Source organism: Halorussus aquaticus, assembly GCF_024218795.1.
Lineage (GTDB): Archaea > Halobacteriota > Halobacteria > Halobacteriales > Haladaptataceae > Halorussus > Halorussus aquaticus.
Map to the genome: position 1 here is coordinate 961,989 of NZ_CP100400.1, position 25,876 is coordinate 987,864.

General features: G+C 61.9%; 31 protein-coding genes and 1 tRNA gene. 22 read left to right on the top strand and 10 right to left on the bottom strand.

The window, feature by feature from the left end:
• The first annotated feature begins 57 nt into the window (after positions 1-57).
• The gene (locus NGM06_RS04985; RefSeq protein ID WP_254269213.1) at positions 58-432 is read left to right on the top strand and encodes a hypothetical protein; all 375 of its coding nucleotides are present in this window, start codon (positions 58-60) and stop codon (positions 430-432) included.
• A gap of 39 nt (positions 433-471) precedes the next feature.
• Here the strand turns inward: NGM06_RS04985 and NGM06_RS04990 are convergent, their stop codons facing one another.
• Positions 472-663 carry a hypothetical protein gene (locus NGM06_RS04990; protein ID WP_254269214.1) on the bottom strand — a complete coding sequence of 64 codons (192 nt, stop codon included), beginning with the start codon at positions 661-663 and terminating at the stop codon, positions 472-474.
• Positions 664-777: 114 nt separating this feature from the next.
• On the opposite strand from NGM06_RS04990, the gene NGM06_RS04995 reads away from it, so the two are divergent.
• The 17 genes from NGM06_RS04995 to NGM06_RS05075 all read left to right on the top strand — a co-directional run bounded on the left by NGM06_RS04995 (position 778) and on the right by NGM06_RS05075 (position 14,470).
• A complete protein-coding gene (locus NGM06_RS04995; RefSeq protein ID WP_254269215.1) occupies positions 778-969 on the top strand; it encodes a hypothetical protein in 192 nt (63 codons plus the stop codon).
• Between the two features lie 48 nt (positions 970-1,017).
• Positions 1,018-1,797: a hypothetical protein gene (locus NGM06_RS05000; protein WP_254269216.1), complete on the top strand. Its 780-nt coding sequence runs from the start codon at positions 1,018-1,020 to the stop codon at positions 1,795-1,797.
• A gap of 27 nt (positions 1,798-1,824) precedes the next feature.
• A complete protein-coding gene (locus NGM06_RS05005; protein WP_254269217.1) occupies positions 1,825-3,954 on the top strand; it encodes an Env/VP5 family phage fusion protein in 2,130 nt (709 codons plus the stop codon).
• Positions 3,951-4,187 carry a hypothetical protein gene (locus NGM06_RS05010; protein WP_254269218.1) on the top strand — a complete coding sequence of 79 codons (237 nt, stop codon included), beginning with the start codon at positions 3,951-3,953 and terminating at the stop codon, positions 4,185-4,187. Before NGM06_RS05005 ends, NGM06_RS05010 begins: the two co-directional genes overlap by 4 nt.
• 6 nt (positions 4,188-4,193) lie before the next feature.
• On the top strand, positions 4,194-5,915 hold the full coding sequence (locus NGM06_RS05015) for a hypothetical protein (RefSeq protein ID WP_254269219.1): 1,722 nt from the start codon (positions 4,194-4,196) through the stop codon (positions 5,913-5,915).
• Positions 5,912-7,402, top strand: coding sequence for a DUF8063 family protein (locus NGM06_RS05020; RefSeq protein WP_254269220.1), 1,491 nt, complete (start codon positions 5,912-5,914; stop codon positions 7,400-7,402). The genes NGM06_RS05015 and NGM06_RS05020 overlap by 4 nt, the downstream gene beginning before the upstream one ends.
• Complete coding sequence (locus tag NGM06_RS05025) at positions 7,399-8,763, top strand: hypothetical protein (protein WP_254269221.1); 1,365 nt, start codon at positions 7,399-7,401, stop codon at positions 8,761-8,763. Before NGM06_RS05020 ends, NGM06_RS05025 begins: the two co-directional genes overlap by 4 nt.
• A 78-nt stretch (positions 8,764-8,841) precedes the next feature.
• On the top strand, positions 8,842-9,651 hold the full coding sequence (locus NGM06_RS05030) for a hypothetical protein (protein WP_254269222.1): 810 nt from the start codon (positions 8,842-8,844) through the stop codon (positions 9,649-9,651).
• Between the two features lie 900 nt (positions 9,652-10,551).
• A complete protein-coding gene (locus NGM06_RS05035) occupies positions 10,552-10,737 on the top strand; it encodes a twin-arginine translocase TatA/TatE family subunit (RefSeq protein WP_254269223.1) in 186 nt (61 codons plus the stop codon).
• Positions 10,724-10,900 (top strand): hypothetical protein, encoded by a 177-nt coding sequence (locus NGM06_RS05040; RefSeq protein WP_254269224.1) that lies wholly within the window; start codon positions 10,724-10,726, stop codon positions 10,898-10,900. The genes NGM06_RS05035 and NGM06_RS05040 overlap by 14 nt, the downstream gene beginning before the upstream one ends.
• Positions 10,901-11,027: 127 nt before the next feature.
• Positions 11,028-11,228: a hypothetical protein gene (locus NGM06_RS05045; RefSeq protein WP_254269225.1), complete on the top strand. Its 201-nt coding sequence runs from the start codon at positions 11,028-11,030 to the stop codon at positions 11,226-11,228.
• Between the two features lie 177 nt (positions 11,229-11,405).
• A tRNA-OTHER gene (locus NGM06_RS05050) sits at positions 11,406-11,523 on the top strand.
• Positions 11,524-11,604: 81 nt separating this feature from the next.
• Positions 11,605-11,787 (top strand): hypothetical protein, encoded by a 183-nt coding sequence (locus NGM06_RS05055; RefSeq protein WP_254269226.1) that lies wholly within the window; start codon positions 11,605-11,607, stop codon positions 11,785-11,787.
• A gap of 81 nt (positions 11,788-11,868) precedes the next feature.
• Complete coding sequence (locus tag NGM06_RS05060; RefSeq protein WP_254269227.1) at positions 11,869-12,066, top strand: AbrB/MazE/SpoVT family DNA-binding domain-containing protein; 198 nt, start codon at positions 11,869-11,871, stop codon at positions 12,064-12,066.
• Positions 12,059-12,769 (top strand): recombinase family protein, encoded by a 711-nt coding sequence (locus tag NGM06_RS05065; RefSeq protein WP_254269228.1) that lies wholly within the window; start codon positions 12,059-12,061, stop codon positions 12,767-12,769. Before NGM06_RS05060 ends, NGM06_RS05065 begins: the two co-directional genes overlap by 8 nt.
• Before the next feature lie 133 nt (positions 12,770-12,902).
• Entirely contained in the window at positions 12,903-13,643 is a 741-nt protein-coding gene (locus tag NGM06_RS05070; RefSeq protein ID WP_254269229.1) for a hypothetical protein, read from the top strand.
• Complete coding sequence (locus NGM06_RS05075) at positions 13,643-14,470, top strand: hypothetical protein (protein WP_254269230.1); 828 nt, start codon at positions 13,643-13,645, stop codon at positions 14,468-14,470. The genes NGM06_RS05070 and NGM06_RS05075 overlap by 1 nt, the downstream gene beginning before the upstream one ends.
• Here the strand turns inward: NGM06_RS05075 and NGM06_RS05080 are convergent.
• Positions 14,467-15,432, bottom strand: a complete 966-nt coding sequence (locus tag NGM06_RS05080) for a DNA-methyltransferase (protein WP_254269231.1) — start codon at positions 15,430-15,432, stop codon at positions 14,467-14,469. The two genes, NGM06_RS05075 and NGM06_RS05080, sit on opposite strands and share 4 nt — an antisense overlap.
• A gap of 126 nt (positions 15,433-15,558) precedes the next feature.
• Here NGM06_RS05080 and NGM06_RS05085 point away from each other — a divergent pair, with 126 nt between their 5' ends.
• Positions 15,559-15,843 (top strand): winged helix-turn-helix domain-containing protein, encoded by a 285-nt coding sequence (locus NGM06_RS05085; protein WP_254269232.1) that lies wholly within the window; start codon positions 15,559-15,561, stop codon positions 15,841-15,843.
• A gap of 9 nt (positions 15,844-15,852) precedes the next feature.
• On the opposite strand, the gene NGM06_RS05090 is transcribed toward NGM06_RS05085, so the two are convergent.
• Complete coding sequence (locus NGM06_RS05090) at positions 15,853-16,110, bottom strand: DUF8139 family protein (RefSeq protein WP_254269233.1); 258 nt, start codon at positions 16,108-16,110, stop codon at positions 15,853-15,855.
• Positions 16,111-16,295: 185 nt separating this feature from the next.
• Here NGM06_RS05090 and NGM06_RS05095 point away from each other — a divergent pair, with 185 nt between their 5' ends.
• Positions 16,296-16,463, top strand: coding sequence for a hypothetical protein (locus NGM06_RS05095; protein ID WP_254269234.1), 168 nt, complete (start codon positions 16,296-16,298; stop codon positions 16,461-16,463).
• 847 nt (positions 16,464-17,310) lie between these two features.
• On the opposite strand, the gene NGM06_RS05100 is transcribed toward NGM06_RS05095, so the two are convergent.
• The gene (locus NGM06_RS05100; RefSeq protein ID WP_254269235.1) at positions 17,311-18,021 is read right to left on the bottom strand and encodes a 5-formyltetrahydrofolate cyclo-ligase; all 711 of its coding nucleotides are present in this window, start codon (positions 18,019-18,021) and stop codon (positions 17,311-17,313) included.
• A gap of 2 nt (positions 18,022-18,023) precedes the next feature.
• Positions 18,024-19,004: a Gfo/Idh/MocA family protein gene (locus NGM06_RS05105; protein WP_254269236.1), complete on the bottom strand. Its 981-nt coding sequence runs from the start codon at positions 19,002-19,004 to the stop codon at positions 18,024-18,026.
• Positions 19,005-19,268: 264 nt separating this feature from the next.
• Between NGM06_RS05105 and NGM06_RS05110 the strand changes: the two genes are divergently transcribed.
• Positions 19,269-20,081, top strand: a complete 813-nt coding sequence (locus NGM06_RS05110; protein ID WP_254269237.1) for a DUF8231 family protein — start codon at positions 19,269-19,271, stop codon at positions 20,079-20,081.
• Between the two features lie 173 nt (positions 20,082-20,254).
• Here the strand turns inward: NGM06_RS05110 and NGM06_RS05115 are convergent, their stop codons facing one another.
• From NGM06_RS05115 to NGM06_RS05130, 4 genes are all read right to left on the bottom strand, one after another.
• Positions 20,255-20,455 (bottom strand): DUF8123 family protein, encoded by a 201-nt coding sequence (locus NGM06_RS05115; protein WP_254269238.1) that lies wholly within the window; start codon positions 20,453-20,455, stop codon positions 20,255-20,257.
• 182 nt (positions 20,456-20,637) lie between these two features.
• Positions 20,638-22,272, bottom strand: a complete 1,635-nt coding sequence (locus tag NGM06_RS05120; RefSeq protein ID WP_254269239.1) for a tryptophan--tRNA ligase — start codon at positions 22,270-22,272, stop codon at positions 20,638-20,640.
• Entirely contained in the window at positions 22,269-23,342 is a 1,074-nt protein-coding gene (gene endA / locus NGM06_RS05125; RefSeq protein WP_254269240.1) for a tRNA-intron lyase, read from the bottom strand. Before endA ends, NGM06_RS05120 begins: the two co-directional genes overlap by 4 nt.
• A gap of 71 nt (positions 23,343-23,413) precedes the next feature.
• Positions 23,414-24,205: a DUF7537 family lipoprotein gene (locus tag NGM06_RS05130; RefSeq protein ID WP_254269241.1), complete on the bottom strand. Its 792-nt coding sequence runs from the start codon at positions 24,203-24,205 to the stop codon at positions 23,414-23,416.
• A 57-nt stretch (positions 24,206-24,262) separates the two neighbouring features.
• Here NGM06_RS05130 and NGM06_RS05135 point away from each other — a divergent pair, with 57 nt between their 5' ends.
• Positions 24,263-24,997 (top strand): phosphatase PAP2 family protein, encoded by a 735-nt coding sequence (locus NGM06_RS05135; RefSeq protein WP_254269242.1) that lies wholly within the window; start codon positions 24,263-24,265, stop codon positions 24,995-24,997.
• A 21-nt stretch (positions 24,998-25,018) separates the two neighbouring features.
• Here NGM06_RS05135 and NGM06_RS05140 read toward each other — a convergent pair whose 3' ends face one another.
• Positions 25,019-25,810 carry a topoisomerase DNA-binding C4 zinc finger domain-containing protein gene (locus tag NGM06_RS05140; protein ID WP_254269243.1) on the bottom strand — a complete coding sequence of 264 codons (792 nt, stop codon included), beginning with the start codon at positions 25,808-25,810 and terminating at the stop codon, positions 25,019-25,021.
• Between the last annotated feature and the right edge of the window lie 66 nt (positions 25,811-25,876).

Consider the following 25,876-nt stretch of genomic DNA (forward strand, 5'->3'; position numbering starts at 1 on the left):
CGGTCTTCGATGCGACTGTGGTGTCACGTGACCGGCCGCGCAGGTGATGAGGAGACAGTGGGGGCAGCAGCACACGCGCAAGAGTTGCTGCCGACCGGTCTCGACCCGCGTGACCCGGACAAGTTGGACACGCGAGTGTTGGCGGGCACGTCGTCGTCGCCGCGCCTGTCGCGGAGGCGACGGCAGGCGACGCTCACGGGCGAGAAGAAGAAACTCACCGAGGTTCGGCGTGACCGCCGCGGCGAATCCGCGCTTGTCAATGTGAACGCTCGGAAGGGCATGCACGGCGAAGGTGGGCGTGAGGACGCTGCAGAACATCCAGGGCAGTCGCGCCTGTCCACGTTCGAGGATTACGACCTCGATTTATGGAGCGTGACGGTTCCGTGGTTCCGAGACAGTGCCGTGACGGTTCCGGCCGGGAACGTGTACTGACCCGTTACACGAATCCTGACCGCGACCCGGTCGGTGTTGTTAACGATCGCCGAGTAACACTTTTTCGAGTGGGACGAGCCGGGCAGTCCCGTCGTCGCGGACGATGAAGACGACCGTGGTGCCTTCGCCGCCAGTTAGTGCTTCGAGAACGTCTTGAGGGACGTTCATCGACCCGCTGCCGCTTGGTTTAACGCTGATTGTCGCGGTGTGTTTGTCTCCTACGGTTGTCATCAGTGGAGGGTATGGGGTGGAGGGGTAAGAGAGAGGTAACACTGTTCTGTGATTCACGCGTTTCTCGCGTTTCAAAAACTAGGGGTAACGGGCCTGTGCCCCTTAGATACGGGCATGGCAAGTTTTGATATGCCCGCGTTGGCGACGAACACGATCACAAGCCTCAGCTCAATCACTGTGCTGGGCTACACACTCGGGATGGACCCGCTCGCCGCTGTCGGGTCGAATATCGCAATCATGATCGGGACGATCGTAGCGCTCGCGGGAGCCTATGATTTGGGCGAGCAGTTCGACGCCTGGGACTGAATCATGCGAGGAGTTACACGCAAAACAGGGTCGCTGGCGCTCGCAGCGATGCTCCTCATGAGCCTCGTAAGCGCGTTCGCCGCCGCGCCAGCGGCCGCTGCAGCGGGGAACGTCAGTATCGAAGCGACAGACTACGTCATTGACGAGACGACGTCAGCAGACGTCGCAATCAACGTCACTGCTGACTCAGCTGGGATCTCTAATCAGACGCTGAGCGTCGCAGTCGTGGACCCTGGTGACGGGACTACAGAGGCGACGTTCACACGCGATGTGGACGTGAGTGCGAATCAGACTAAGACGGTCACAATCAACGTCTCACCCGAGCAGCACGGGATTGCTGTCGGCGAGTACACGCTTGAAGCGAACATCGATGGCGTGACGACGTCGTCTACGCTGACGGTCAACGCTGTCGCTGACCAGTCCGTATCGCTCGATCAGAGCGAATACACTGTGAACGGTAGTGAGACCACGGTGAACGCGACGCTCGGGGCTGGCGGGCAGGATCGTGTTGGGCCAGTCGAGTTCGTGGTACTGAACGACAGTGGTGATGTCGTGCACTCTGAGGTGATGGAGAACTACACTCTGAGTGCATCGACGACTGCCACGGAGTCGTTCACCATCGCGCCTGCAGACGTCCCTGATTCGGGGAATTACACGGTTGAAGTCGTGTACGCTGGAGTCAGCACGTCCGCGCCACTGACCGTTGAAGGCAGTGAGGATGCCCCGGTTGCAGGTGGTGTAATCGAGGACGCCGCCGGGGATCCAGTTACGATCGGTGGGGTGCTCGTAGTGGTGCTCCTGATTGCGTTGGCAGCGCGCGCTGAGTAACACTTTCAACCAATTTTTGATACACACATGAAGGATACAGAGGACGGCGACGACGAACCTGTCAACGACGAATCTGGCGGGGTGACGGTATCGAGACGCCAACTAATGCAGGCACTCGGGGCTGCAGGTGTAACTGCCGCTGCAGGGTCATCGCTTACCGGGTCTGTGGCCGCGCAGACGAACACCACGACCACGAGCACGACGACGGACGGTGACACCGTCCCGGGTGACACCCCGCCAGACAAGTACTGGATGGAACAGAACTACAGTGACTACGTCGCTCAAGACGACGCGAAACGCCTGTACACCCTCCCCTCCGGGCGCGAAGTAGCGAGCATGTTCATGCTCCAAACCCCCGCGCTCGGTCAGACCGCCCTCGCAATGGAGACGATCCAACGCGCGGACGGATACTCCCCCGGCGAACTGTTCGACGCAGTTCGCGGCTCGCTCGCTGACGTGTACTACGACCCGTATAACCCTGGAGACGTCGCGTCAGGGACTGTACTGCAGCAAGCGTGGTACGACATCGTCGAGGCTCACCAGCTCTTGGAGCGTGGAATCACGCAGTGGCAGTCTGACATGGGTGAGAACGAGGAGTTAGCGCACGCGGAAATCGAACTCGCTACGAGAGCAGCATTCAATTCCGGACGTACGGTGTCGCAGGCGAAGTCTGATGCGCGCACCGCGGTCCGAGACCTGCTCGCTTCGAGCGAGCAGAACCTGTTAATCCTCATCGAGGAGATCCTAATTCGAATCAACGGCGTGTTCTTCAGAGTCGCCAGCGAGCTCGATAACACGTCTCTGAAGGACTACTGGTCGTTCAACTCGGGCGCGAAGCTCACACACGACAATTTCACCTTGCATCAACCCTCGATGCACCCGGCGCGAGTGTCTCTGATGGATGGTCGGATCCTGGAAACGGGAGTCATGCAGTTACTCCCTGAGCAGGACACTGACGAGATGCTCGTTCACCCACTGTACGACACGATTGCAGCGGACGGCCGGTGGGAGTGGGTTCCGACGACGACTGACAGCAAAACGTACCCGATTCCGCCGATCAACTACGCACCGCCGGACTTCCTGAGCGACAGCGAATACCAACTGTTGTCGTACAATCAGGACCTCTCAGCCCTCGCGTCAGAGATGTATAACAAGTTGTGGAGTCTTGTCAGGACGTTCGATCAGGAGATCGACGCGTACGTGGACACGATGTACTCCTCGTACGCTGGCCGCGGGAAAATCCCGATGAGCGACCTGTCGAACGCTGCGATCCGACGCGAGTTAGGGATGGACTGGTACCAGACCGGTTCGACCGGTTTCGCAATCATCGAGGCTCTTCGACGTGGGAAGCGGACGAACACGGAGTTCCACGTAGACGTTGAGATCTTGGGGCCGTCAGAGTCGCAGGGTGAGGGTGAACGGATTGATGAGACGATCGTCCTCCTCGGAGGAGCTGAAGGGTGGACGCCTGGCGCGGCTGAAACCGTCTCGTACGACCTCACAGAGGAAACCGCGGTGATTGACGGGACTGAGTTACACATCAAAGGGCAGCCAGCGAATGGCCAGCACACGGTCACGTACGCGGACGGGACCTCGGAGACGTACCAGTACGGGCAAGTCATGACCTCTGGCGAGTGGATGCAGAGTAGCGATGCTGCAGATTGGACAGCATCGTTCTACTTGAGACTTGATTCGGACGGGTACTCTCTCAGTGACATCGAGTCGGTCAGTGCGAGCGTTGACGAAGCGCTCCGGGTCGGGGAGACGTACCGGATCCCGGATCCGCGTGCGAATAACGAGGAAATCATCGTCGCAGACTACGATTCACTGTGGCGGTCTCTCACTGAGCCTGGCGAGGGGATCCATATCCACTCTGTGGTGAACGCAGCCGGTGAGGAAGTCGGTGCGTTACACATGCGAGACGGGCGTCAGACTGAGTTGAGTACTGACGGCGCGGAGGAGCTGATGCGCCAGCAGATCTACACGGCAGCTGAGCGGACGCGTCACAGGCGCAAGTATGACCCGCCGGGCGGTGGCGGTGCGGGCGGTGGCGGTGCGGGCGGTGACGACGGTGGGAGTGGCCTGTGGATGTGGGGTGCAGCGATTGGCGCTGGCGCGCTCGCTGCGCTGGGCCTGCAGGGAGGTGACGATCGATGATACCGCTGCTCGCTGCGAAGGCGTTGGCGGGGAACATCGGTCAGATAATCATCCTCGTAGCAGCTGCAGCGCTTGCACTGATGGCCTTGTCGCAGGCCGGGATGCTGATTGAGTTGGTTGTTAGCCTGGTTGAGTGGGTCGTGACTGACCTCGGTGGTGCGGCTGGGGAGTTCGTTATGGACCTCCTCGCAGCGATCGTGAAGGCGCTCGGCGCGGACGCAATCGGGGTGTGAGATTCTATGGTATCTGAAAACACAGACCACGACGGGGACGGACGGATTGTCAACGAAGGCGGCATCACACGTCGTGATGCGCTGAAAGCGGGCGCGTCACTGTCAGCGGCAGCGCTCGCAGGGAAGTACGTGACTGGTGGCGTGGCCGCGCAAACCAGTACGACCACGGACGGGCTGGCAGGATCGGGGACCCAGGACGACCCGTACCAGATAGGGACTATCGATGACCTCGATAAGATGCGTGATGCCCCAGGAGCGCACTACGCGCTCACCAGCAACATCGATGCAACCCCCACAGAAACCTGGGATTCCGGTGCCGGATGGGATCCAATCCAGGAGTTCACCGGCAGCCTCAACGGCCGCGGGTACACGATTGACGGGCTGTACATCGACCGGAGTGCCCAGTGCGCACTGTTCCGGAAAGCCACCGCAGTCGTTGAGAACGTCACAATCAACGCGGACATCACCAGTCAAGGCTATAAAGCCGCGATCATCGCCGCGCAGCACCTTGCCGCGGGCTCGCTCACAGTACGCGACGTAACACTGACCGGCACAATATCAGGAGGCACGCAAGTCGGTGCAATCACCGCAATGCGCGGGGTTGAAACGGTCAAACGATGCACAATCGACGTTTCGGCCCAGTCCGAAAACGGTGCAGTCGGGTTAGTTGCAGGAGCGTTCGACGGCACCATGGATGACTGCATTGTCAACGGGTCGGTTACAGGCGGAGCAACCGGTGTTGGTGGAGTCGTAGGCGGGAATTACGGCACTATCCGAGGCTGCTGTGTTACAGCGGATATCGACATGGGGAGCGACTCCCATGACGTAGGCGGGGTGGCTGGCATCAACGGAGAATCCGGGGCGATCGAAGCGATTGACGTCGAAGGGACCGTGGCGACTGGCGGGAACATGGCTGGCGGTGCTGTTGGCGATTGTCTTGGAACGATCCGCGGTGTATTCGTGGACGCGACCGTCAACGGGTCGCAGTACGTTGGCGGTGTTGCTGGGTTCGCTGAGACGCCAGCCAAGATCGAGCTCGCCACGTCACGCGGAAGTGTTACCGGTGACAGTCAGGTCGGCGGCTTGGTTGGGGAGGCAATCGCCCCGATCGTGACGGACGCGTCCGCGCGGTCAACGGTTACGGGCGGGTCGGCGACAGGCGGGCTTATCGGTCACCTGTCGTCCAATTCGACGAACCTGCATTCCGTCGTCGTTGCCGCGAGTGTGGATTCCACCGCGAGTTCAGCGGGCGCTGTAACCGGGAATCGGTCGTATAGTAATAGTGGTCGGTCCACGGACCCGGCGGTGAGCGTGTTCTGGGACGGTGATGTGGCAGGTGTTACTGGTGAGATTGGGACGGTCGGTGACACTATCGCTGACCTTGACCGGGCGGCTACGGGGCAGATGTACGAGTTAACGACGCCTGAGGCGACGGGTGACACTGCGACGAGTAACATGCCCGCGTTGGACTTCGAGACCGTGTGGGGTGTCCGTGACGGGGATTATCCTGTTGTTGAGTCGATTCAGTCGGTCGGGTGTACCGGCGCGAACCTCCCGTCAACTGACGATGGCACCGGGGATGAGACGACGACGGAGGAACCGGTACCCCCGGGTGGCGGTGTCACGTCGTCGCAGGATTCCGTAGCGAAGTGGATTCCATGGGGGATTGCGGGTCTGATCGGGCTGGGGTTAGTGGCGGATGATGATGGGGAGGGTGGTGGGGAGTGAGACGAGCGGCCCTCCTCACGCTCGCAGTCGTAGTGTTACTGTCAGTCACTGCAGTTGCGCCTGCAGCCGCACAGGCACAGACGCAGGATCAGGCTGGGAATGAGACGACGACGGGGAGTGAACCTGTCAACGCCAGCGATATCGACACGTCTCAAATCGTGCAGGAGCTCGGGACCGTCACGGTTCACCAAGTCGAGTTCGAAGACTCTGGGCTTGTCAAGATCACCGTCACTGCCACGGAACACTCCGCACCGATTGCGGTGACCGACAGCGGGGCTGTCGATATCGGATCCAATGAGCGTGCGAGTGTTCCGTTCGAAGTCTACCGGCCGGGTGATGGGACGCACGTCCTTCGATTCCACTTAGCGAGTGACGACGCGCTCATAACGATTCAAGAAGGCGGAGAAATGATGGCCGCCTCAGGTGACCGTGGGACTGTCGACGTCATGGCAGCGCAACCCACCGCGGACGTCGTCCGGTGGGGGACCGCAGGCGGTGCCATTGGCGTTCTAATCGCCACGGGACTCGCGGTCGGGTTCATCAAGCGAAAACACGAGAACACCTACAAGGAACTCCTCTCTGAGGAGCGCGTCAGGGTTGAAGAAAACCCGGTTGAAGGTCTCCTCGGGAAGGTGAAGCGGTTCGTGAGTCACCACCGGTACGCCCTCCTCGCAGCTGCGAGTATCGTAGCGTACCTAGTCGCGGTCAGATTAGGTGTCCTCCCCTCTCTCGGAGACGTGTGGGCGGACATGAACGACGCCCAGCGTGTCCTCTCCGCCGCCGCAGGCGTTTGGGTGATACTCGGATTCCTGCCCGCGTACGGGCTCGTGACGCGTGTATGGGAGCCGGCGAAGGAATTCGTATTCGACCTCGATGCGCGTGATGTCCTCGATGACGCGATCGGGTCGAAAGGCGGGCTCGCATCGTTGGAAGACATCGAGAGCGAGGAAGACGCTGCAGAGGCGAAAGAAGACCTTGAAGACCAGGATATCACTGTCGCAGCCGTGTACAGTGGCAGCCCCGACAGGGTCGCGCAGATGCGTGTTGACGGCGCGCCAGCAGAAATCCAGACAGCAGGCGGTCCCGGGCACCTCGTTCAGGACTTCGATCCGAAAAGGAACACTGCTGACGGGACGTGGCCGGGGCTCGCTGATGACTTCGAGCTCGCAAAGGAACGGTCGAAGATCGACGCTAACAAAGAAATCCTGGAGGACTGGGCGACGGTCGGTCGCCGTGTCATCAGTGCGATTCCCGCGATTCGTGCCGGGTCAGACACGGCCGCAGTTGCGTCTGTAGACCGGAAGTTCGGGCAGAACGCGACTGTGAACCCGGAACCAGTTGACGATATCATGGACTCCGCAGTGTCCGGGACACGGTTCGAGCGGTTCTACAAGCCGGATGATGGGGAAGGCGGTGAGGACGACTACGAGGACGACGACGCGGGTGACACTGTCAACGACGACGGTGACGGGGGTGACAGCGAATGAGCGACGGAGGCTGGCAGCCCGCGAGGACTGCCGACGACGTCCGTTCCGGTGAAGTGGATGCGTCCATCGATGCGATCCTCACTGATGACGAAGCGATTGGGAACATCATGCTCGCCGCTGAGCGCGCGGGCCTCAGCGAGGATTCGCCGTTAGTAGCGTCACTCGGCCGTGAAGAACGGTCGCGTGTCCTCCGTGAAGCCCGGCAGACCGGGCAGGCGACGTCGATGAACATGGCGACCGGGCTCGCTGAAAGCAGCGAGGAGGCGACAGGGTACGACATGCTCATCAAACGCCTCACACCTGCAGCGCAGCAGAGCATGGTGAAAGGCCCGAAGGGCAGCGGGAAGACGGTGTTTGTCCTTGACTTAGCGAAGCGTCTCTACGCGGAGTTCGACGGCGAATTGAGCATCGCTACGAACATCAAAGGGCCGGATGAGCACGAGGCAGTCACGTTCATCGAAACGATGAGTGAGATGCTGGAGTGGGTGCGTGACACTCCCGGTGAGAAGCTCGTTATCGGGGACGAGTGGAGTACGACGATGAACGCGCACGCTCACCCCGGCGGAGACGTCCGCACGACCGTCAGCAGGTTCGTGAACGCGTTACGGAAAGGGGAGGGAGGTTCGACGCGCCTCATGATTGTCGGGCACGAGCACGACACGGACATCGCCGCGATCCTCCGCAAACAGTCTGACGTGGTTATTGAGAAGGCTGGGAAGGCAGATGAAGGCTTAGCGGATCAGGCTGCGGTGTATGATGGGTGGAATGATTACGTCCAGCAAGACTACGCGTTCACGCTCCGCGGGCTGCAGGACGTCCCTGAGGACTCTGTGTGGGGCGCGGACACCAACTACTTCGCGTACTTCGAGCCCGATCTGGATGACCCGAGGAACCAGATTCAGCGTGGGAAGCTCATCGAGGACTGGGAGCAGTACCAGGAGACCGATGACCCCGGTAGTTCGGGCGAGGACCCGCGGTGCCAAGCAGAGAAGAAGGGCGGGGGGCAGTGTCCGCAGGGCGCGGTCTTCCCGCGGGGGGATGACCCGGTCGTTTGCCACGGGCACCGCGACAAACTCGATGAACTCTCCGGCGACGGTGACACGGCGCGTGAGGGGCGTGACACCGGCAGTGCGGGCGCGGGGAGTGACGGTGGGGGCGAGGCGCGGGACGCCGCCACGGGCGCGAAGGACGCGCTCAGCGCACTCCAAGTCGCCACGGGTGACCGGGAGGGTGACGACGCCGATCGTTACCTAATCGCTGCAGCACTGCAGCGCGAGCACCCTGAAGACCTGAGTGACGACGACGCTCAGCGAATGGCTGAGATGCTGATGGAATCAGACGCGGAGGACCCCGAAACATAGGCGTCAACCCCGGGGTTCACGTCCGCAAGACGGCATCGAACACGACCGAATTGTAAACGAAAACACGACACGACACAAATGGCATCAATTCAAACACACCGCGTTCCCGGTCCAGATGGGAGTGGTCCCTACGCGTACCGGGTCGAATGGAACGGCGAGGATCATGATTGGACGTACCTCGGGCCTGCAGGCAGTTTAGACCCTGAGGCACCGGCGAACGGTGACCCGCTCACCGACAGTGAGATCGCGCAACTCCGTGAGGAGAATTTCGGGTTCGCGCGGTACAGAGAGAGCGCAGAGGCGGATCTGTACAAGAAGGAGTTAGCGAACTCGTTCCGTGAGGACATGGAGGAACGGTTCCCCAATAGGAACGTGTTCGCCCCCTCAGACGACAAGCGCACGACCACGGTTGAGCTCGCTGAGGACGCCCCAGCGACAGTCAAACAGTTACTCTCGGAGCGTTCGACCGACATGCAGGCGGAACTCGATTCGAGCGCAGGCCAAGTCCCCCTCAGTGACAGTGAGAGGGATGAGATCGACTTTACGCAGGACAACATGGACACGTTCACCGCGAGGCGCGCGAAGGCCGCCGTGTTGGATGAAGGGATCCCTGAGAGCAGCTGGATGGACGTGTGGAGTGACGACCTCACAACCACGGGAGAAGCGCGTGAAGCTGCGAAACGCAACAGGGAGTCGATTGTGGGTGACAGGACGGATGAGAACGAGGACATGGGTGGCGGGACGTCGAACGCGGAGTTCCGCTCACAGCAAGAGGAAAGCGCCCTCAAATACGCGAAGGAGGAGGGTGACGACGACGCGCGTGACTACCTCCTCAACGAGGCAGGATGGACAGAGGAACGCATTGAGAACACGCCGGTGCCAGCATAACACAGACCCATGACACGGAACACGACCGCGGACGACGGCGATCGTATCGATCAGGAATTAGCGTGTCTTCGAGGACACCAGGAGACCCGGGCGCGACTTGCGGACCACGGGTGGGACGATGACGACATCGAAACGCTCGAACGCTCAATGACGTTCACCGGGTTCGCTCGGGCTGTCGCGGATGAAGTTCGGTGGCGACGCGACCACCAGTAACACCTTCTTTTCTGCAGGGGCGAGGAGCGGCTGATATGGGCGCGAAGGGTAGGGGTAGGGCACGACAGGAGCGACCCTGTCAACGGTCTGTGCTCGCGTGCGCGCGACGCGTGCGCGCGACGCGTGCGCGCATAGCCCCGGGTGTACCCCCTCCCCCCTCCCGACCGTGTTACCTCTCCTAAATGGGTGAGGCTGTTAGGGATTCACATGAGCACAACAGAGAAGTGGACAGGTGCAGCTGGCATCGAGGCGCACGACGAAGACACGAACGCGAGCGTAGTGTGTCCTCGATGCAGAACACCGGCATGGATCACTCAGAACGAGTGTTGGTGTATAGTGTGCGCGAGCGCGATCGAACGACCGGGACGCGGGTGAGATCCCGACGGATGAAGTGGGTATAACACGTAGACTGAATGCCGCCCGGAAGCTTCCGGGCGGTCCTGAGAGAGTGTGTTCCCCCGGTTCGGGCGGACTGTGGTGGGTCCGCCCACGCCGCGGTCCATACACCCGGACGGACAGACGCACACAAGTCCGTACGTAAGTACGTACACAAGCACGTACACCGCGGTGTACACGACTACGCACACAGACACTCGATGACGTACGCGTCTACGTACGCCGGTTTTTCATTTGGTATCCACGGTCAGTGTTACCTCTCTTATCCGTGTAATCCCCCTACCTGAGAGTATGCAACCAGGGTTCATCGGTGTTCCAGGCGGTCCGGAGATGATTGTAGTGTTACTCCTCGCAGTGTTACTGTTCGGTGCGAACAAAATCCCACAGCTCGCTCGCAGTGTCGGTGAATCGATGGGGGAGTTCCGACGGGGGCGCGAGGAGATCGAGGACGAACTGCAGGGCAATGGCGACGACTGAAGCGCTCATAACACTGTATCTGCAGACCGCGGGCGGGGGAGCGACGACGGACGATATCGTTGATGACCTCCCAATCGGCAAGCTCACGTTACACTCGATTCTTCCCCGCATGACCGACGCTGGAACGGTGGAACGGCAGGGGGACTACGTGAGCCTGCAGTGAGGCGCGTAACACGCATCATGACCGCGGTCCGGGTTCGTGTTACGCAACCCGTGAGGAGTTCCGGACACCCCCCGTCTCCCCTACCGGTGTTACCTCTCCTAAATGGGTGTAACCCCGAGTATCGAGTATGCAAGACCCATCAGAATACCCCGTGGAGGAAGTATTACTCGGTACAATGTCAGGCAACGAGTGGGCAGTGGGGTTCATCGTATGGTTTGTAGGATTCACGGTATCGATCCTGGCATGGTACTATCTATTGGTGCGACCGCAGATTGACGAGGTCTTTGAGGACCGGAGAGAACTGGCCGAGTTGAACAAGGAAAACTAATCTTTTCCGTGGCGTTGAGGGATGTACCCTCTCTTATCCTCCTTTCGTCCCTACGATTAATCGCACCGGGTCGCGCCCGGTCACTGCGGTGTAGGCAAAGTGGAAGCCCGCCAACGACCACACCCGGTGACGGGTCCCTGCGAGGAGAAGAGGGTTCGAATCCCTCCACCGCACTCAGGGCACGTACGCTCTAGCCCGGCTAAAGACACCCGACGACGCACGGAGGATCAACGTGCCGAGGACACCTTCGGGAGCCCAACCCGGGGGTGCGCGGGTTCGAATCCCGTCGTGCCCATCGATCCTGTCAACGACCGTGGTCAGGATGCGTGTTCTCCGTGTTACCTCTCTTATCCCTCTCTCCTTCCTACGATCAGATATGACCCAGGACTGCCGGCACCGCGGGGCAGAGGTAGTGTACACCGAGTTGAAAGGCCGTGAGAAGCAGGTAGTCGCTCACTGTGAGGACTGCAATCAACTGTTGACCGCGCACATCGACTTCGAGGGAGAATGGGCGACCATCGAGACGGAACCCGACCCGACGAAAGACGATTCGTGTTAGCGCTCGGAGTCAGGCGCTAACAAGCAACCACCCTGTACCCGTAACACTATACTTAGTGCAACACGTAACACTAACTGAGAAATGCCCAAAACAACCGTCCAAGTCACTGAATCCACCGTCGAAACCAGCGACGGGGATACCCGCGAAACCAAACAGTACCGAGTCACCATCCCGAAACAAATGGCCGAGTTCTTCTCCCTCGAACAAGGGGACGAACTCGAATGGTCATCGGGATCCGCATCGAACAAGATGGAAGTCACCGTCCACAAGAATGACTGATACCGCCCGCATCTACGTTCGACTCTCAGACCACAGCAACCGCAGCATCCAAGGGCAAATCGAAGACTGCCGCGAATACGCCGACCGTCAAGGATTCGAAGTGGAACACATCCACAACGAAGGGCAGGGGCAGTCCGGATGGGACGATACGCGAGACGAGTACGGTCAAATGCTCGAAGCTGCTGAAGGTGGAGAGTTCGATGCGCTCATCGTTCGTGACGGGTCCCGGTTCGGACGAGATAAGCGCGAGCGGATCCGCCGTTTCTTCGACCTCGATGACTGGGGTGTGCAGCTCCACACCGTCAGTCGCGGGTACGTTGACCCGGAGGACCCGAGCGACTTCTTGATGGAAGTGTTCAAAGCGATGAGCGATGACCATGGGAAGCGCGGTGAGGTTGAACGGCTGGAAGCAGAGATGGAGAAGCGACGTGAAAACGGGTGGTTCATCGGTGAACCGCCGACCGCACTGGAGTACACTCCGAACAAGCAGTACCTGCAGGCGAACGAAGACGAGATCGACACGGTGCTGCGCGTGTATGAGTTGCGAGACGACGGTGCAACGTACCGTGACATCGAAAAGGAAGTTCCGTGGAGCTTACCGACAATCGGAAAGCTAATTGACCGGCGCGAGCGGTACGAAGCTGTTGCGGACGGCGCACGACTCGGGTTCGAGTTGACGATCGTCGAACCCGAGACCGCGTAACTTGTCAACGGTGTTCTCCTAACCACGAGTAGGTTCGCGGCACGGTGTGTAAGTAAACCGTTCTAAGCCGTGTCAAACCGGTGTATCCTGTATTAATCTACGTATATCAACTGTGCGTCGGACAGATATGTAGATGCAAACACCGGAATTCAAGGAACGCTTCTTCAACGAGGATGCGGAACTCCCCTACGGCGTAACCCCCGGCGAAGTTCGAGCCGCTATCAAAGGCTTCTACGACTTCTATGATGACCTGAACAGGTTCCTGATGCGAGAGGACCACGGTCGCATTGAAACCGTTCTCCGCGCCAACAACGCCCTCTCAGACTTCATCGGAAACGCCGCCACTGAGGAGCTGGCGAACGCCAGCGACGCCCTCATCGTCAATCAGAAACCGGACGGGTTCCCCGACCTCCTCCCCACGAATCACGACGCGTACGCCGAACAAGACTTCGAGGTACACCACGGCGAACACGGCATTGAGACGAAATGCTCGAAATCGAACGGTGGGTGGCAAGCGCATAACAACGAGGAAGCCTGGTTCGTGGTTTTCCGGTACGAACGCGGTGACCCTGAAGACGACATCGAGGACATGGCCCCGATCCGGTTCGTTCAGGTTCTCGCTGCGAACCTCACCGAAGATGACTGGAGTCATAGCGGCCGGTCGGGTGACTCTCGCCGGACAATCACCTCTTCGATCATCAAGAGCGGGATGGACAAGCTCCGGTCGAACCCGATCTACGAAGACCCCGAGTACATCACCGGACGCGCCTCACCGCGAGAGCGGTACCGGGAGAACCACGCTGAATTCGACCCGGTATTCGCCGATGAGCACCCGGAGTACGTGACCGAGCAGACCGAGCTGGGGGACGATTGATGGAACGGCCGTGCGTGGACCCCGAATTTGTTAACGAAGACAAAGCCACGCTCCCGTACAGCCTAACAGCTACGGAAGTCGCGGACGCAATCCAGTCGGTCTACGATTACTGGTACGAAGTCAACGAGTGGCACATCGAAAACGGGTACGGACGGTTCCACGAACAGTTCCGGGCGAACAACGCGATCGGCGGATTCGTTAGCGACCGCATCACGCGCGCCTTGGTGGACCCGAACGACGGGCTTGAGCTCAACCCGGCAGACGACGGATATCCGGACATCCATTACACGAGAGGGGACCGGACATGGCCGGACGATTTCCCGGAGAAAGCGAAGGACGAAGCTGTGCCTGGAGTCGAAGTGAAAGCCTCCCGTGACGGCACGATCACCGCCCATCACAACGTCGAAGGGTGGGTTCTGGGGATCCATTACAACATCAACGCCCGTGGCCGAACGCCAGACGACGTCGTCCCAATCTCGATTCTCAGTGTCCGTATCGCTTCGATGAACGAGGATGACTGGGAAGAGCAACCGAGCGGGGAGGATTCGAACCGAACGAACACAACGACACTCCCGACCGAAGCCCTGCATGAGATGCGGAAGAACCCTGTCTATCAGACGCGAGACGGGATCCCGCAGTCACGTGACGGTGACTGGAATACACTGTACAAGCGGATCCACGGGCTGTTTGATTCCGAGTACCGGAAGGAGAACCCGACACTCTTCCCTAACCAGGACGGGTCGAACGTGTGCGACGGGTGTGGACGGTTCTTCAAAAACGACCGGGGCGTGTCATCGCACCAGACACGCGCCGGATGCAGTGATTAGCTGAAATCAGTCAGGGACGCCGAGTCCTTCTGGATGTGTTCGAAGTCCGGGCGGTCCTCAACGGGCGTGTCGACGTCTGCGAGACGCGGAATGGCGTTCTCAGCCATTCCGTAGAACGTCTCATCTAACTCGATACCCACAGCATCGTACCCGAGTGCATGCGCTGCAGCGATCGTCGAACCGCTCCCCATGAACGGGTCAAGAATCGTTCCTTCTTGAAGCGGGAGGGACGCATGCACCAATTCGCGCATCAGGTACTGTGGCTTCAAGTTCGGGTGCGCTTCTTTCTCCTCATCAGCTCCCGCCGGGTGCGCGTCACGGACGATCTCAGTCTCGTGTTTCGGTGTTTTCCCGTCTTCGAGGAGATCGGTGAAGGGACGATCGTCAGATTCACGTCGGAGCCCTCCGGTCTGCCACTCTTCGAGGTTCTCAGTAAGTTTTCCTTCGAGCGGTTTCCGGTATAGGAGCCACGGTTCCCAGTACACGCGCGGCATCGAGGACACGTCTTTGAACTCGGGGTGGTCGTGCGCGCCTTTCGGCCGGTCACCACCGCGAAGTGTTTTCGTCTCCCGTACGAGCACGTCCCGGCGTTCAAGCCCCGCGTCATCGAACCCGTTGCTCACGTAGTGCATCAGGAGCTGCGTGGAAGCGATGAACACGTGTCCTCCCGGCCGCAGCTTGTCGTACAGCACATCACCGAGCTTGTGGAAGAATTCCTGCAGCATCTCTAAATCGTCGTCATCAAGCACGGTGAATCGCGGCAGTGGCTTTCGTTCATTCCCGTCCAGTTCCGGTGGGATGCGCCAGACACCACCGACGCCGTCGCGCATCTTTTCGACGTTCTCCTCAGCGAACTCGATCACTCCGTACGGCGGGTCCGTCACGACAGCGTGAAAATGATTATCGGGGAACTCCTCTTCGAGAACTTCGAAGGAATTCCCGTTAATCAGATCGTAGCCCATTACTCGTGGATTCTCTTGACCCATCTTAGTCTCTATGCTCTTCCGTGGGGGTGTAAGTATATCGAATCTTATCGAGTTATCATGTAGTCAGTGATAAGCCACGCCGGGGTAAACCGACGTACCAACGTGGGCGGAACAGCACCGGCAGACGCTGGATATGTGAAAGGGTCGAAGCACCGCGTGGCGGTGTTACGGCGATTAGCGCAGTCACCAGCGATCCCGAAAGAGATTAAGACCGACACTGACCGCCCGTATTCCCGTGTGAGTGACGCCGTGGATGACCTTCGAGAGCAAGGGTTAGTTGAGTTGCTTGTCCCGGAGGAACAGACGAAAGGGCGACTGTACGCGTTGACTGACCGCGGTGAGGAGTGCTGGGAGTTCATGGCGGAGAATGGAATGATCGACGGGTGAGACGACAGCTCACTCAGCGTTAGCAGGCACTAAGTCCCTATGTCGGAACTGCACGCCGACAACCTCTTGATTGTCAACGCGACGAACGCGGTAGGAATATCGATCCATCTCCCGCCCGGTCTCTTTATCGAGGGAATCTGTGAACACATCGATAATCTCAACGGTCACGTCGTGTAACGACGAATCCCTGTCGTCGGGCGACAGGTACACTCGGACAGTGTCACCAGGCGCGTAGGGGTCCAGAGAAGGTTGCGGGATATCGCCCATACACACAGTATCTGACGGTGACGGTGTATATCCGTGCGGTCACAGATCGGGCCGCGAACACAGAACACCCTGTCAACGGTCACGCTAACAACCGCCGGGGTGTCCTGCCAGCACGACCATCCCGCGCGCGGTCACAGGGTAGCAACCATGTACCTCCAGAACCGAACAGGAGCTAGTACCAAACGATGTCAAACGACGATTTTGACGAGGGCGACCTCCCAGAACTCGCCCGGGCACACAGCGAGGGAGACGTCACAATCCGGCAAATCGCTACGCTGACGGGCCTGCCATCAGAGGACGTGTACGAGCGCCTTACAGAACTGTACGACGAACACGACCTAGGTGACGACTGACCGATCGACACGCGCGAAACTGTCAACGACCGCACTGCCAGTAGTCAGGGTGTCCTGCCAGCACGACCATACTACCCTGTAACGACGAGTGATGGCACTGTACCCTCAACAACTGCGGTCAGGAATCGTGTTCTCCCCTTCCACCCACTATGAGCACCCACTGCGATCACCCACAGTGACCAAGAAATGTTACCGCCCACAGTGACCGCGCAGTGTTACCTCTCTTATCCGTGTTCTACCCCTTCGAGTCCGTCTTACCACGAACGGTGTGACGCCGCTCGCCGCCTGGTTTTATCACATGAGAGTCCGTTGAACCGGACGCACACCCGCCGCTAACGATGCGACGATCAACCGGGAACCCAAGCCGAGACAGGACATCGAAACCCCAAGAGACGCTCGCACAGGCTGGCAACCCCAGCAAGGGAGAACACCCGGAACAGGCAGCACAGCGCGAGAGAAGCCGAGGGCCGGGTTTGAACCGGCGACAAAACGACTACTACTCTGCAAGCACGCGGGCACTCAAGCCCCCGCAAACCGCAACAGCAGGCGCTCAGCCCCAGAGTCAAGCGCGAGCAAGGCCTGCAGAGCCGCCCACCGCCGGTTCAAATCCGGCCCTTGGCTTTCCACAGTTATACTCGACGACGAGTCGGACGTAACGCAACCCGCTTACGCAGAGGATGGGCGTGACCTCCAGCGCTTCGCCTCGACGTCAATCGGCGTCTCCGAGAGACTCTGCTCGCTCAGTCGCTTCGCTCCGTCGCTCGCATCCAACCCCTGCCGGTACACGAGCTGTCGGTCGACTGTTGGAATGCACCGAGACGAGCACCCGGGAGAACAGCAACCGACGTTAGGGTCGCCGTCGCTCCAAGGTTGGAATCTCCGCGATGCGTTCCTCGGAGAGTTGGTCCCAGAACACGCCCTCCGGTTTCTCGTACTCCGTCTCCGTCCGGATAGTCTCGGTCGGCGTGACCACGAGGTCCATCGGCACGTCGTGGGCTTCGACTCGTATCTCCTCGTCGACGACCTGCGAGTCGTGGACGGTCGTCGCAATCGGTGTCTCCGCATCGACCAGTCCCAACTCTCGGAGGACCGCGTACTCGAGGTCACTGTATCCTTCGCCTTTCCCGACGCGTGCGCCGCCCTCGGTGACTGCGACGCTCCCCGACACGACGAGGTCGATGGGTTCGACGTCCTCGGGCGGCACTTGTCGTGCGTACGATTCGACGTGGGAGATGGTCGGAGCGCTGTCGTACTCGTCGGTCGGAATCTCCTCGGGGTCGAGTTCGTAGAATGGCTCCTCGTCTCGGAGACGCGGAACTGCCATGTAGACGGTCTTGCCCTCGCGCAGCGCGCGCCGTCGGACGGGCAACTGCGGCGCGTCGGGGTTCGCCTTGATAGCCGCGGCGTCCCGCCACGCTCTCGTCTCGGCGAGACGGTCGGCGGCGTCGTCGGCTCCGTCGAAGTTCGGGATGCGGTCGTGAGGCGGGAACGGGAAGCGCGCGATGCCCTCGGCTTCGAGGTGGTCCCAGATTCGCTCGCGGAGTCGCTGTTTGCGCACGGTCACACCTCCGACACCGCGACGGCCTCGCCGGTCTGCGCGCTCTCGTACAGCGCGTCGATTGTCGCCATGTTCCGGACCGCCTCGTCGGCGTCGGTGTGCGGAGCGTCTCCCGACGCGACGCACTCGGCGAAGTGTTCGACCTCCAGTCGGTACTGGTCGGTCGGGTCGAACTGCTCGACGACGTGGCGACCATCGACCGCGTACTCGATTTCGACGCCGCCGTCGCGCGGGACGAACGCGTCTCGCGCCTCGAGCCACCCGTCCTCGGCTTCGACGCGGTACCGTTGGGTATCCGCAGTCTCGAACCCGCAGGAGAGCTCGGCGGTCGCTCCGTCTCGGTCGTACTCCAACACACCGGCCAGTTTCGTGTCTACGCCGTGCCCGCCCGCGTCGTAGGTCGTCGCGTAGGCGCGGTCAGGTTCCCCGAGGAAGAGTCGGGCCGCGCTGACCGCGTAACAGCCCACGTCCATCAGGCTCCCACCGGCGAGGTCCGGGTCGAGTCGGACGTTCCCGGAGTCGGCCATCGGGAACTGGAACGTGGCTTTCACCGAACGCACGTCGCCCAACTGCTCGCGGACGATCTCCACCGCGCGTTCGGTCCGGGGATGATATCGGTACATGAACGCCTCCATGAGGGTGACGCCGCGCTCCTCGCAGTAGTCGCCGACCGCGCGCGCCTCCGGGGCGTCTACCGCGAGCGGTTTCTCACAGAGGACGTGCAGACCTGCGTCCGTGGCCTTCTTCGTCCACTCGGCGTGGAGCGCGTTCGGGAGCGGGTTGTACACCGCGTCGAGGTCGTCGTCTTCGAGCAAGCCCTCGTAGGAGTCGTAACTGCGCGCGATTCCGAACTCCTCGGCGAAGGCGGCTGCGCGCTCGGAGTCGCGAGAGGCGACAGCGAGGACTTCGTGGTCGGTGTCTCGAATCGCCGGAACGACTGCCGACCGACCGATGTTGGCGGTGCTGATGACGCCGAATTTCATACTCGACAGGTCGTACGCCCGTCGGAAAAATCATACCACGCATTCCGATACTCCAAACACTCCGTGTAGTCGCGGCGTCGCTCGATTCTCTCGACCAGTTTCATCTGCGGTCGTCTACGCGAAAGTAGTGTACCGTCTCCGGCATCACGACGGCGGCCGGTGAGATGCCTCTGGTCCGGACCGAGACCGGACCGAGAACCGACCGAACCCGCTACCGCCGCTGAAAAGTAATCATTAAACGGCGCGCGTCGAAACGGTTCGAACATGCAACGACGAGCCGCGACGGTGTACGCCGTCCTCTTCCTCGTGATTGCCGCGGGGTCCTACTCGCTCATCGGAGTGGCCCAGGAGCCGGGGATCGACGTTCAAGGGGAGACGTACGCCCAGAACGATACGCTAACCGTCAACGGCTACGAGTACACGGTCTCGTCGGTCGGTGACGGCGAGGGAACGCTGACGCGCGTCAACGAGTCGGCGCGCTACACCGCCACGTGGTCGAACAACTCGACCGTCCAGTTGGAGAACAACACGTACTTGGTCTCCATCCCCAACACGTCCGACCCGAGTCAGGTCACGCTCCGCCAGCAGTTCAACCTGAGTGACAACACCACCACCGTCACGCAGAACGATACTGAGTACGTCGTCGTCGACGACGGCCAGAACAAGTCGCTCGTTCCGGTCGACGAGTACAAGCGCCAGCAGTTCGGCCAACCCGACACCCGTCAGTATTCGGAGGGCCAGACCTTCCAGTTCGAGGGTAATCAGACGACCGTAACCAACGTCACTGCGGACGCCGCGACGCTGGCTTGGACCGCGCCGCGCACGCTGGAGACGTCGCTGAGCGATGGCGGGACCGTCGACCTCGGCCCGGAGAACAACAACCAGACGTTCGTCGCTCACTTCCCGGAGGGACAGGAGGGCGTCGTCCAACTCTCGCAGAACGTCGAAGGGTACCAGTCGCAGGTGGACGACATCGACCACTTCAACGAGCGAATCGCGGGCCTGTGGGGCGTCACCATCCTGAGCGGCCTCACGGTCGTCCTGCTGTTCGGACTCGCCTTCCTGCCGAACAAGTAATCGCCGTCCGCCGTTTCTCCGCGGTTTCGGTTCGTCGTCTGCCGACTGCTGATACAGCCGTCCTGTTCTCCCGTCGCGCTCCGAGGCTCTCCAGAACGAGAACTTCCTGTCGAACTCACACCCGATTTGCCCGGAGGTGGTGTCTATCCGTCACGTCGAATTCGCCGAGCCGGTCACTTCCGCGCCAGCCACGCCAGTCCCGCGCCGATGGCGATGGCCGCCACCGCGCCGAGACCCTGTCCGACCATCAGCAGCATCCCGCCGGACTTGTACGCCCACGGCGTTCCGACGATGGTCGCGAGTCCGACGAGGACGAGCAGTGCGCCGAAACCGATGCCGAGCGGTTCGAGTTTGTCCGCGTTCGCAGTCGCCATGTGTCCTGAGTCCGTCCGCGGCGGGTTAACTGTTGTTGAAACGAACGACGCCGGAGACGAGGACGGCGGTCGAAGACGGATCGGAGAGCGAAGGTGGACCAGAGAGTCGAGATAGATGACGGGGAGATAGAAGAACAGACGAAGGGGAGGCGACGAAAGGCGAAGCCGTGCGCGAGGAGGCGTCAGTCTCGCTTGCGGTCGCTGTCCAACTCGATGTCGGCCTGCTCCAGCAAGTCCTCGACTTCTTCGCGCTTCTCTTGGTGCTCCGCGAGGAACTCCCGCATCAGTTGGGCGGCCTGCTCCTTGCAGTCGCCGCAGAGTCGCTCGCCGCCGACGCACTCGTCGTACACCTCCTTGGCGAACTCGTCGTCGTCGCCCGCGAGCAGGTAGGCGTAGAGTTCGTACACCGGGCACTCGTCGGCCCGACCGCCGAGTTCGCGCTGCTTCTCGGCCGTCTCGCGTCCGCCCGTGGTCGCGGCCTTCACCTTGTCGTAGCCGTCCTCCGGGTCGTCGAGCAGGCTGATGTGGCTGGCCGGAACCGACGAGGACATCTTCCCGCCGGTCAGGCCGGTCATGAACCGGTGGTAAATCGAGGAGGGCGCGACGAAGCCGTAGCCGCCGTGGTCCATCTCGACCTCGCGAGCGAGGTCCTCGGCGTCCTCCCGCGAGAGTTCGAAGGTGTCGATGTGCTCGTCGAACACGCGCTTCTCGCCCTCGATTGCGTCGATGAGCGCCTCGAAGGCCTCGTCGGTCGCGTTCCGGTCGAGGAACCGAACGCGGGGTCGGAGCGGTTCCTTCCCGGCCTCGCCGAGTTTCGCGATTACGCTGTCGCGGGCGTCGTCGGGAGCCATCTCCGCTTCCAGCCAGTCGGCGGCGTCCTCACAGCGGACCGTCTCCTCCTCGCCGACCTCCTCCGAGAGCGCGGCGTAGGCCGCCGCGAGCAGTTCCCGCTCTTCTTCGTCGGCCTCGAAACTCGCGTACGCCTTCGTGACGCCGAAGAACTGGGTCCGGGCCGCGAGGTCCCGCGCCAGACGGACGTGGGGGTCTTGGTCGGGACCGACCGGAATGACGGTAGGCTTGGGTTCGTCGAGTTGGGGGTACAGAATGTCGGCCATCTGGGTCACGACGCTCTGCATGTGCGAGACGTCGGTCTCACCCGAGAAGCCGTAGATGTTCTCCAGTTCGGAGAAGTTGGCGCTCGCGCCGAGTTCGAAGGCCAGGTCCTGTAGCTCGCGGTTGTCCGACTGGCGGTACAGTTCGCCCTCCTCGGGGTCGAACCCGAGCGCCAGCAGACTCAGCAGGTAGTCGCGGGCGTGCTCGTCGATTTCGTCCCACGTCATCCCGCGAGCGCTGTTGGCTTCGAGGTCTGCGATGAGCGCGTAGGCGTCGCCGCCCTGCTGCTGGTGCCAGATTAGCTCGTCGAACACCAACTTGTGACCGATGTGAGGGTCGCCGGTCGGCATGAACCCCGAGAGCGCCGCGAACGGTTCGTCGTTCTGCATCGCGCGGGCGACTCGCCGGTAGTCGCGGTGGCCGAAGATGACCCCGCGGCGCATCAGGTAGTGGGGGTCGGGGACCTCCGCGAGCATCTCGTCGAACTCCTCGATGCCGAACTCCTCGAACAGTTTCCGGTAGTCGGCGACCGTCGCCGACCCCCACGGGTCGAGCGTCGTCTCGCCGTCGTCCGTCGCGGTCCCGCCGTCGGGAAGGGTCCGAGGAACCTCCGAGTCGTCCGACTCGGAAATCTCGCCCGGCAGTGGTTCCGCCGTCGTGCTGTCCGTTCCGTCCTCGCGACCGCTGTCTGTGTGTCGTGTCATGGTGTCAATCGACTCACGGAGATCCAATCGGTTATCTGTTCGTTGGGTCCTACGAGCGCAAAAATCATCCGTTTTCGGACCCCGTGAGCGAGTCGCACGTCGAGCGAGAGGTCCCGGGGCGAGAAGACGTGGTCGGCCGGGAGCACCCGTACCAGACACTCCGAGTGACCGAGGTCGTCCACCGACTCCACGTCGGCGTACGTCCGGAAGTCCGCGCCGAACTTGAACCCGGTCTTGGGCACGATGCCGCGCTCGCGGAGCGCCCGGTAGACTCGGAGTCGGCGGTCGAACCGTCCTCTCTCGACTTCCCGACCGCGCTCGCGCACCGTCTCGGCGTCAAGCGAGAGGACTCCCTCGCGGGCGAGATAGGCCGCCTCGACCAGCGACAACTGGAGGACTCCCGACCGATTCCGGTCCCCGTCGCGCGCGTCGAGCGGTTGGCCGTAGAACCCTCGCTCGTGGAGGGCCGCGGGCGGGTCCCAGACGAGTACCCGGTCGTCGAGCAGGTCGGCGGCGACGCCGTGCGGGTGGTCGGTGCCGGAACTCCCGCGGAGGTCGGCCTCGTCGGTTTCGAGGTAGGTGATCTCGCTCTCCTCGTCCACGACCGCCAGTACCGCGTCGCCCAACTCCTCGGCGGATACGTCCGCGCGTTCGCCCACGACCCGGATGCGGTAGAGGACCGCGTCGTCCCACGGTCCCTTGCCGCGGGGGTAGACCACGAAGTCGTCGTTCGACCGCGGGGCGTCTACCCACCCCTCGCGGTCGGGCGAGAGGTAGAACCCCCGGTCGCGCAGGTCGGCGTACACCAGAAATCGGGCGACGATTTCCCCGCCAGCGTCGGCGAGGAACGCCCGGAAGCCCATCTCCTCGTCGTCGGACTCGCCCCGACTCGCCGACCCGTCTCGAACGACGCTGTCGATGTCGCCCTTGAACAGCAGGTAGGCGGCTTCGACTCGCGAGAGCGCGATTTCCTGCCCCCCGAGCGGACGGCCGTACCCGCTGGAGTCGTAGTAGCGCTGGCGGGCGTCGCCGCCGACCACCACCTCGTCGTCGCGCAGGCGTCCGTTCATGGTCGTCGTTCCGGTTCGCGGCGTCAAACGGCTTCCGGTGTCCTCCCGCAGTTCGGTGGTCGCCGAGCGAGTTACGAGCTTTTGGCCTGCTGTATCCAGTCGGGCTTCTCGACGGTCGTGTCTCCGATGTCGCTGAACTCGCCGCTCGCCCGGAGGGAGTTCCCGTCCGCGGTCCCCTCGAACTGGAACGCGAGCGGCCACGCGTCCTCGCTCACGAGTAGTTCACCGCTCGGGTCGTTCATCCACGGGTCCTCGTTTACCACGCCCTCGATGCTGAACACAGCGACCGCTCGTCCGTCACGCACGTCCGTCCCGTCTCCGTCGTACGTGAAGGTGTCTACGAAGTCCAAATCCTCCCGGACGGTGTCTCGCGCGGTCCGTCCGGAGAACCGATTCTCGTCGGTACTCAAGTCGAACGAATCGTACTGGACTCCGTCGCCCCGCTTCTCTCTCGTGTACACCTTACTGGCGGAGTTGTAGGTGATGACGTCGATCGGCGTTCCGTCGACGGTCGCTTCCGCCCGCACTAGCCCTACCTCCGATTCGAGGTCGTAGTAGACGGTTTCGTCGATTTCGTAGTTACGCTCGCCCGTCGATTTCCTCGTCGCCTCGAAGGTGAAGTCGGTGGTCTCGAAGTTGTTCTTCACCTGTTCGTTCAGTCGTTCGAAGTCAGAGACGCCCTCCTCGGACAGTCCGTCCGGATACTCGAAATCCACCGTTCCGGTCGTCGTCGCGTCCTCCGCTGCGGTCTCGGTTCCGCCGTCGCCCTCCGCTCCACTCGTTCGATTTTCACGCCCTGTACAACCGCTCAGCGCCGCTACCCCGGAGGCTCCCGCCGATATCACGAAACTACGCCGGTTCACTCTGAACACCGATATTTCCAAAAATAATAAATATTGTGGAACAAACTGGTGGTACGTATGTCTCGGGGACTCGGAGAAGTCGAGTTCGCTTCTGGGCTTCCGGAAGTAGCGACGGCAGTCGCCGGACTCGTCACGCAACTCGGCGACATGTGGTTCGTGTTGCTCGGCGTCTGCGCGCTCTTCGTGTTGGGAACGAGAGACGCGTCGCTCACGGACTCACCCACGCGCGACTGCGTCTACCTGCTCGCGTTGACCGTCGGCGCGTACTCGCTGACGGCGGCCCTCAAACACGCGTTCGGCCTTCCCCGACCGCCGGGGGCCGCGACGGCGACGCCGCCGACGTGGATTCCGGCGCTCGGCCACGCCGCGTACGAGTCCATGGTGACCGGCGACGGCTACGGCTTCCCGAGCGGTCACGCGCTGAAGACGACCGCGGTCTACGGGGGTGCGGCGCTCGCACTCGACGTCTGGGACCGGAACCGCAGACTCGCCGCCGCAGGGGTACTGACCGTTCTGGTCGCGGCGTCGAGGGTCGTCCTCGGCGTTCACTACGCGGTGGACGTGGCGGTCGGCGTGGCCGTCGGCGTCCTGTTTCTGGCCGCGGCGGTTCGGCTCACGGACCAGCGGCCGACGCGAGCGCTGGCGCTCTCGACGGTCCTCGGCGGTGTCGCGTTCGCGACGGCGGGAACGTTGAAGTCCGGACTCGCGCTCTCGGCCGCGGCGGTCGGTCTAGTCGTCTGGACCGGGACCGACAGGGTCCGCGGCTTCCGGACCGACTCGACGCGGAACTGACTCCGGTATACCGCCGTTCCGTCACTCCCCGTTCTCTGTCACGCTCCGTTCCGAATCGCGATTCTCTCCCGCGCCGCACTCGTGGTCGAGGCACTCCGACTCGTCGGTGGCACTGCGGACGAGAGGGAGACCGCACTCACAGGCTCCCACCACCTCGCGGTCGGGGAGCGCGAACGTCACCTCGCAGTCGGGGTAGTTCTCGCAACCGAGGAACAGCGTGCGCTCGCGCAGGACCCTGAGGTCGCCGTCGCAGTCGGGGCACGACCACTCCCGGTCGAACCGCTCGCGGACCGCGGCGTCGAGGTCCTCGCACTCCCGGTCCACGCAGAGTTCGAATCGCGCCCCACGTTCGACCGCCATCCGAGGCAGGCCGCAGTCGCAGGTCGAGTCGAGCGTCGCGGCGTCTCGCGGCAGGCCGTACTCGGTGGCACAGTCGAGGCAGGTGACCGCGCCGCGGGCGCGGATCAGCGCGCCGTCGCAGTCCGGGCAGGTCCCGACGCGGACGCCCGCCGGGGTCGCGCCGTGGCGCGCGTGGTCCGGGTCGCCGTGGCTCTCGACGCGGAGGCGCTCCCGGTCTTTGACCGCGACGAGCGCGAACCCGCCTTCGCCGTCGGTCTCGCGGTGGACCGCGTTCGCGCGGGTGAGCCACGCGACCGGCTGATACCCCTCGGCGTCGTGGACGAGGACGGTACCGTCGGGTTTGTGGACGACCACGACTCGACCGCGCTGACGCGTCCGTTCCTCATCGGTGTCGCCACTCGCGGCGTAGGTCGTGGTACATTCTCCGGCGTAGACGTGGATGGTCTCGGTCACGAGCGGGGTTCGTCCCGTTTCCGGCCTTAAACTCTCGCGTGGCGGGACCCGGCAGCGGTTCCTTTT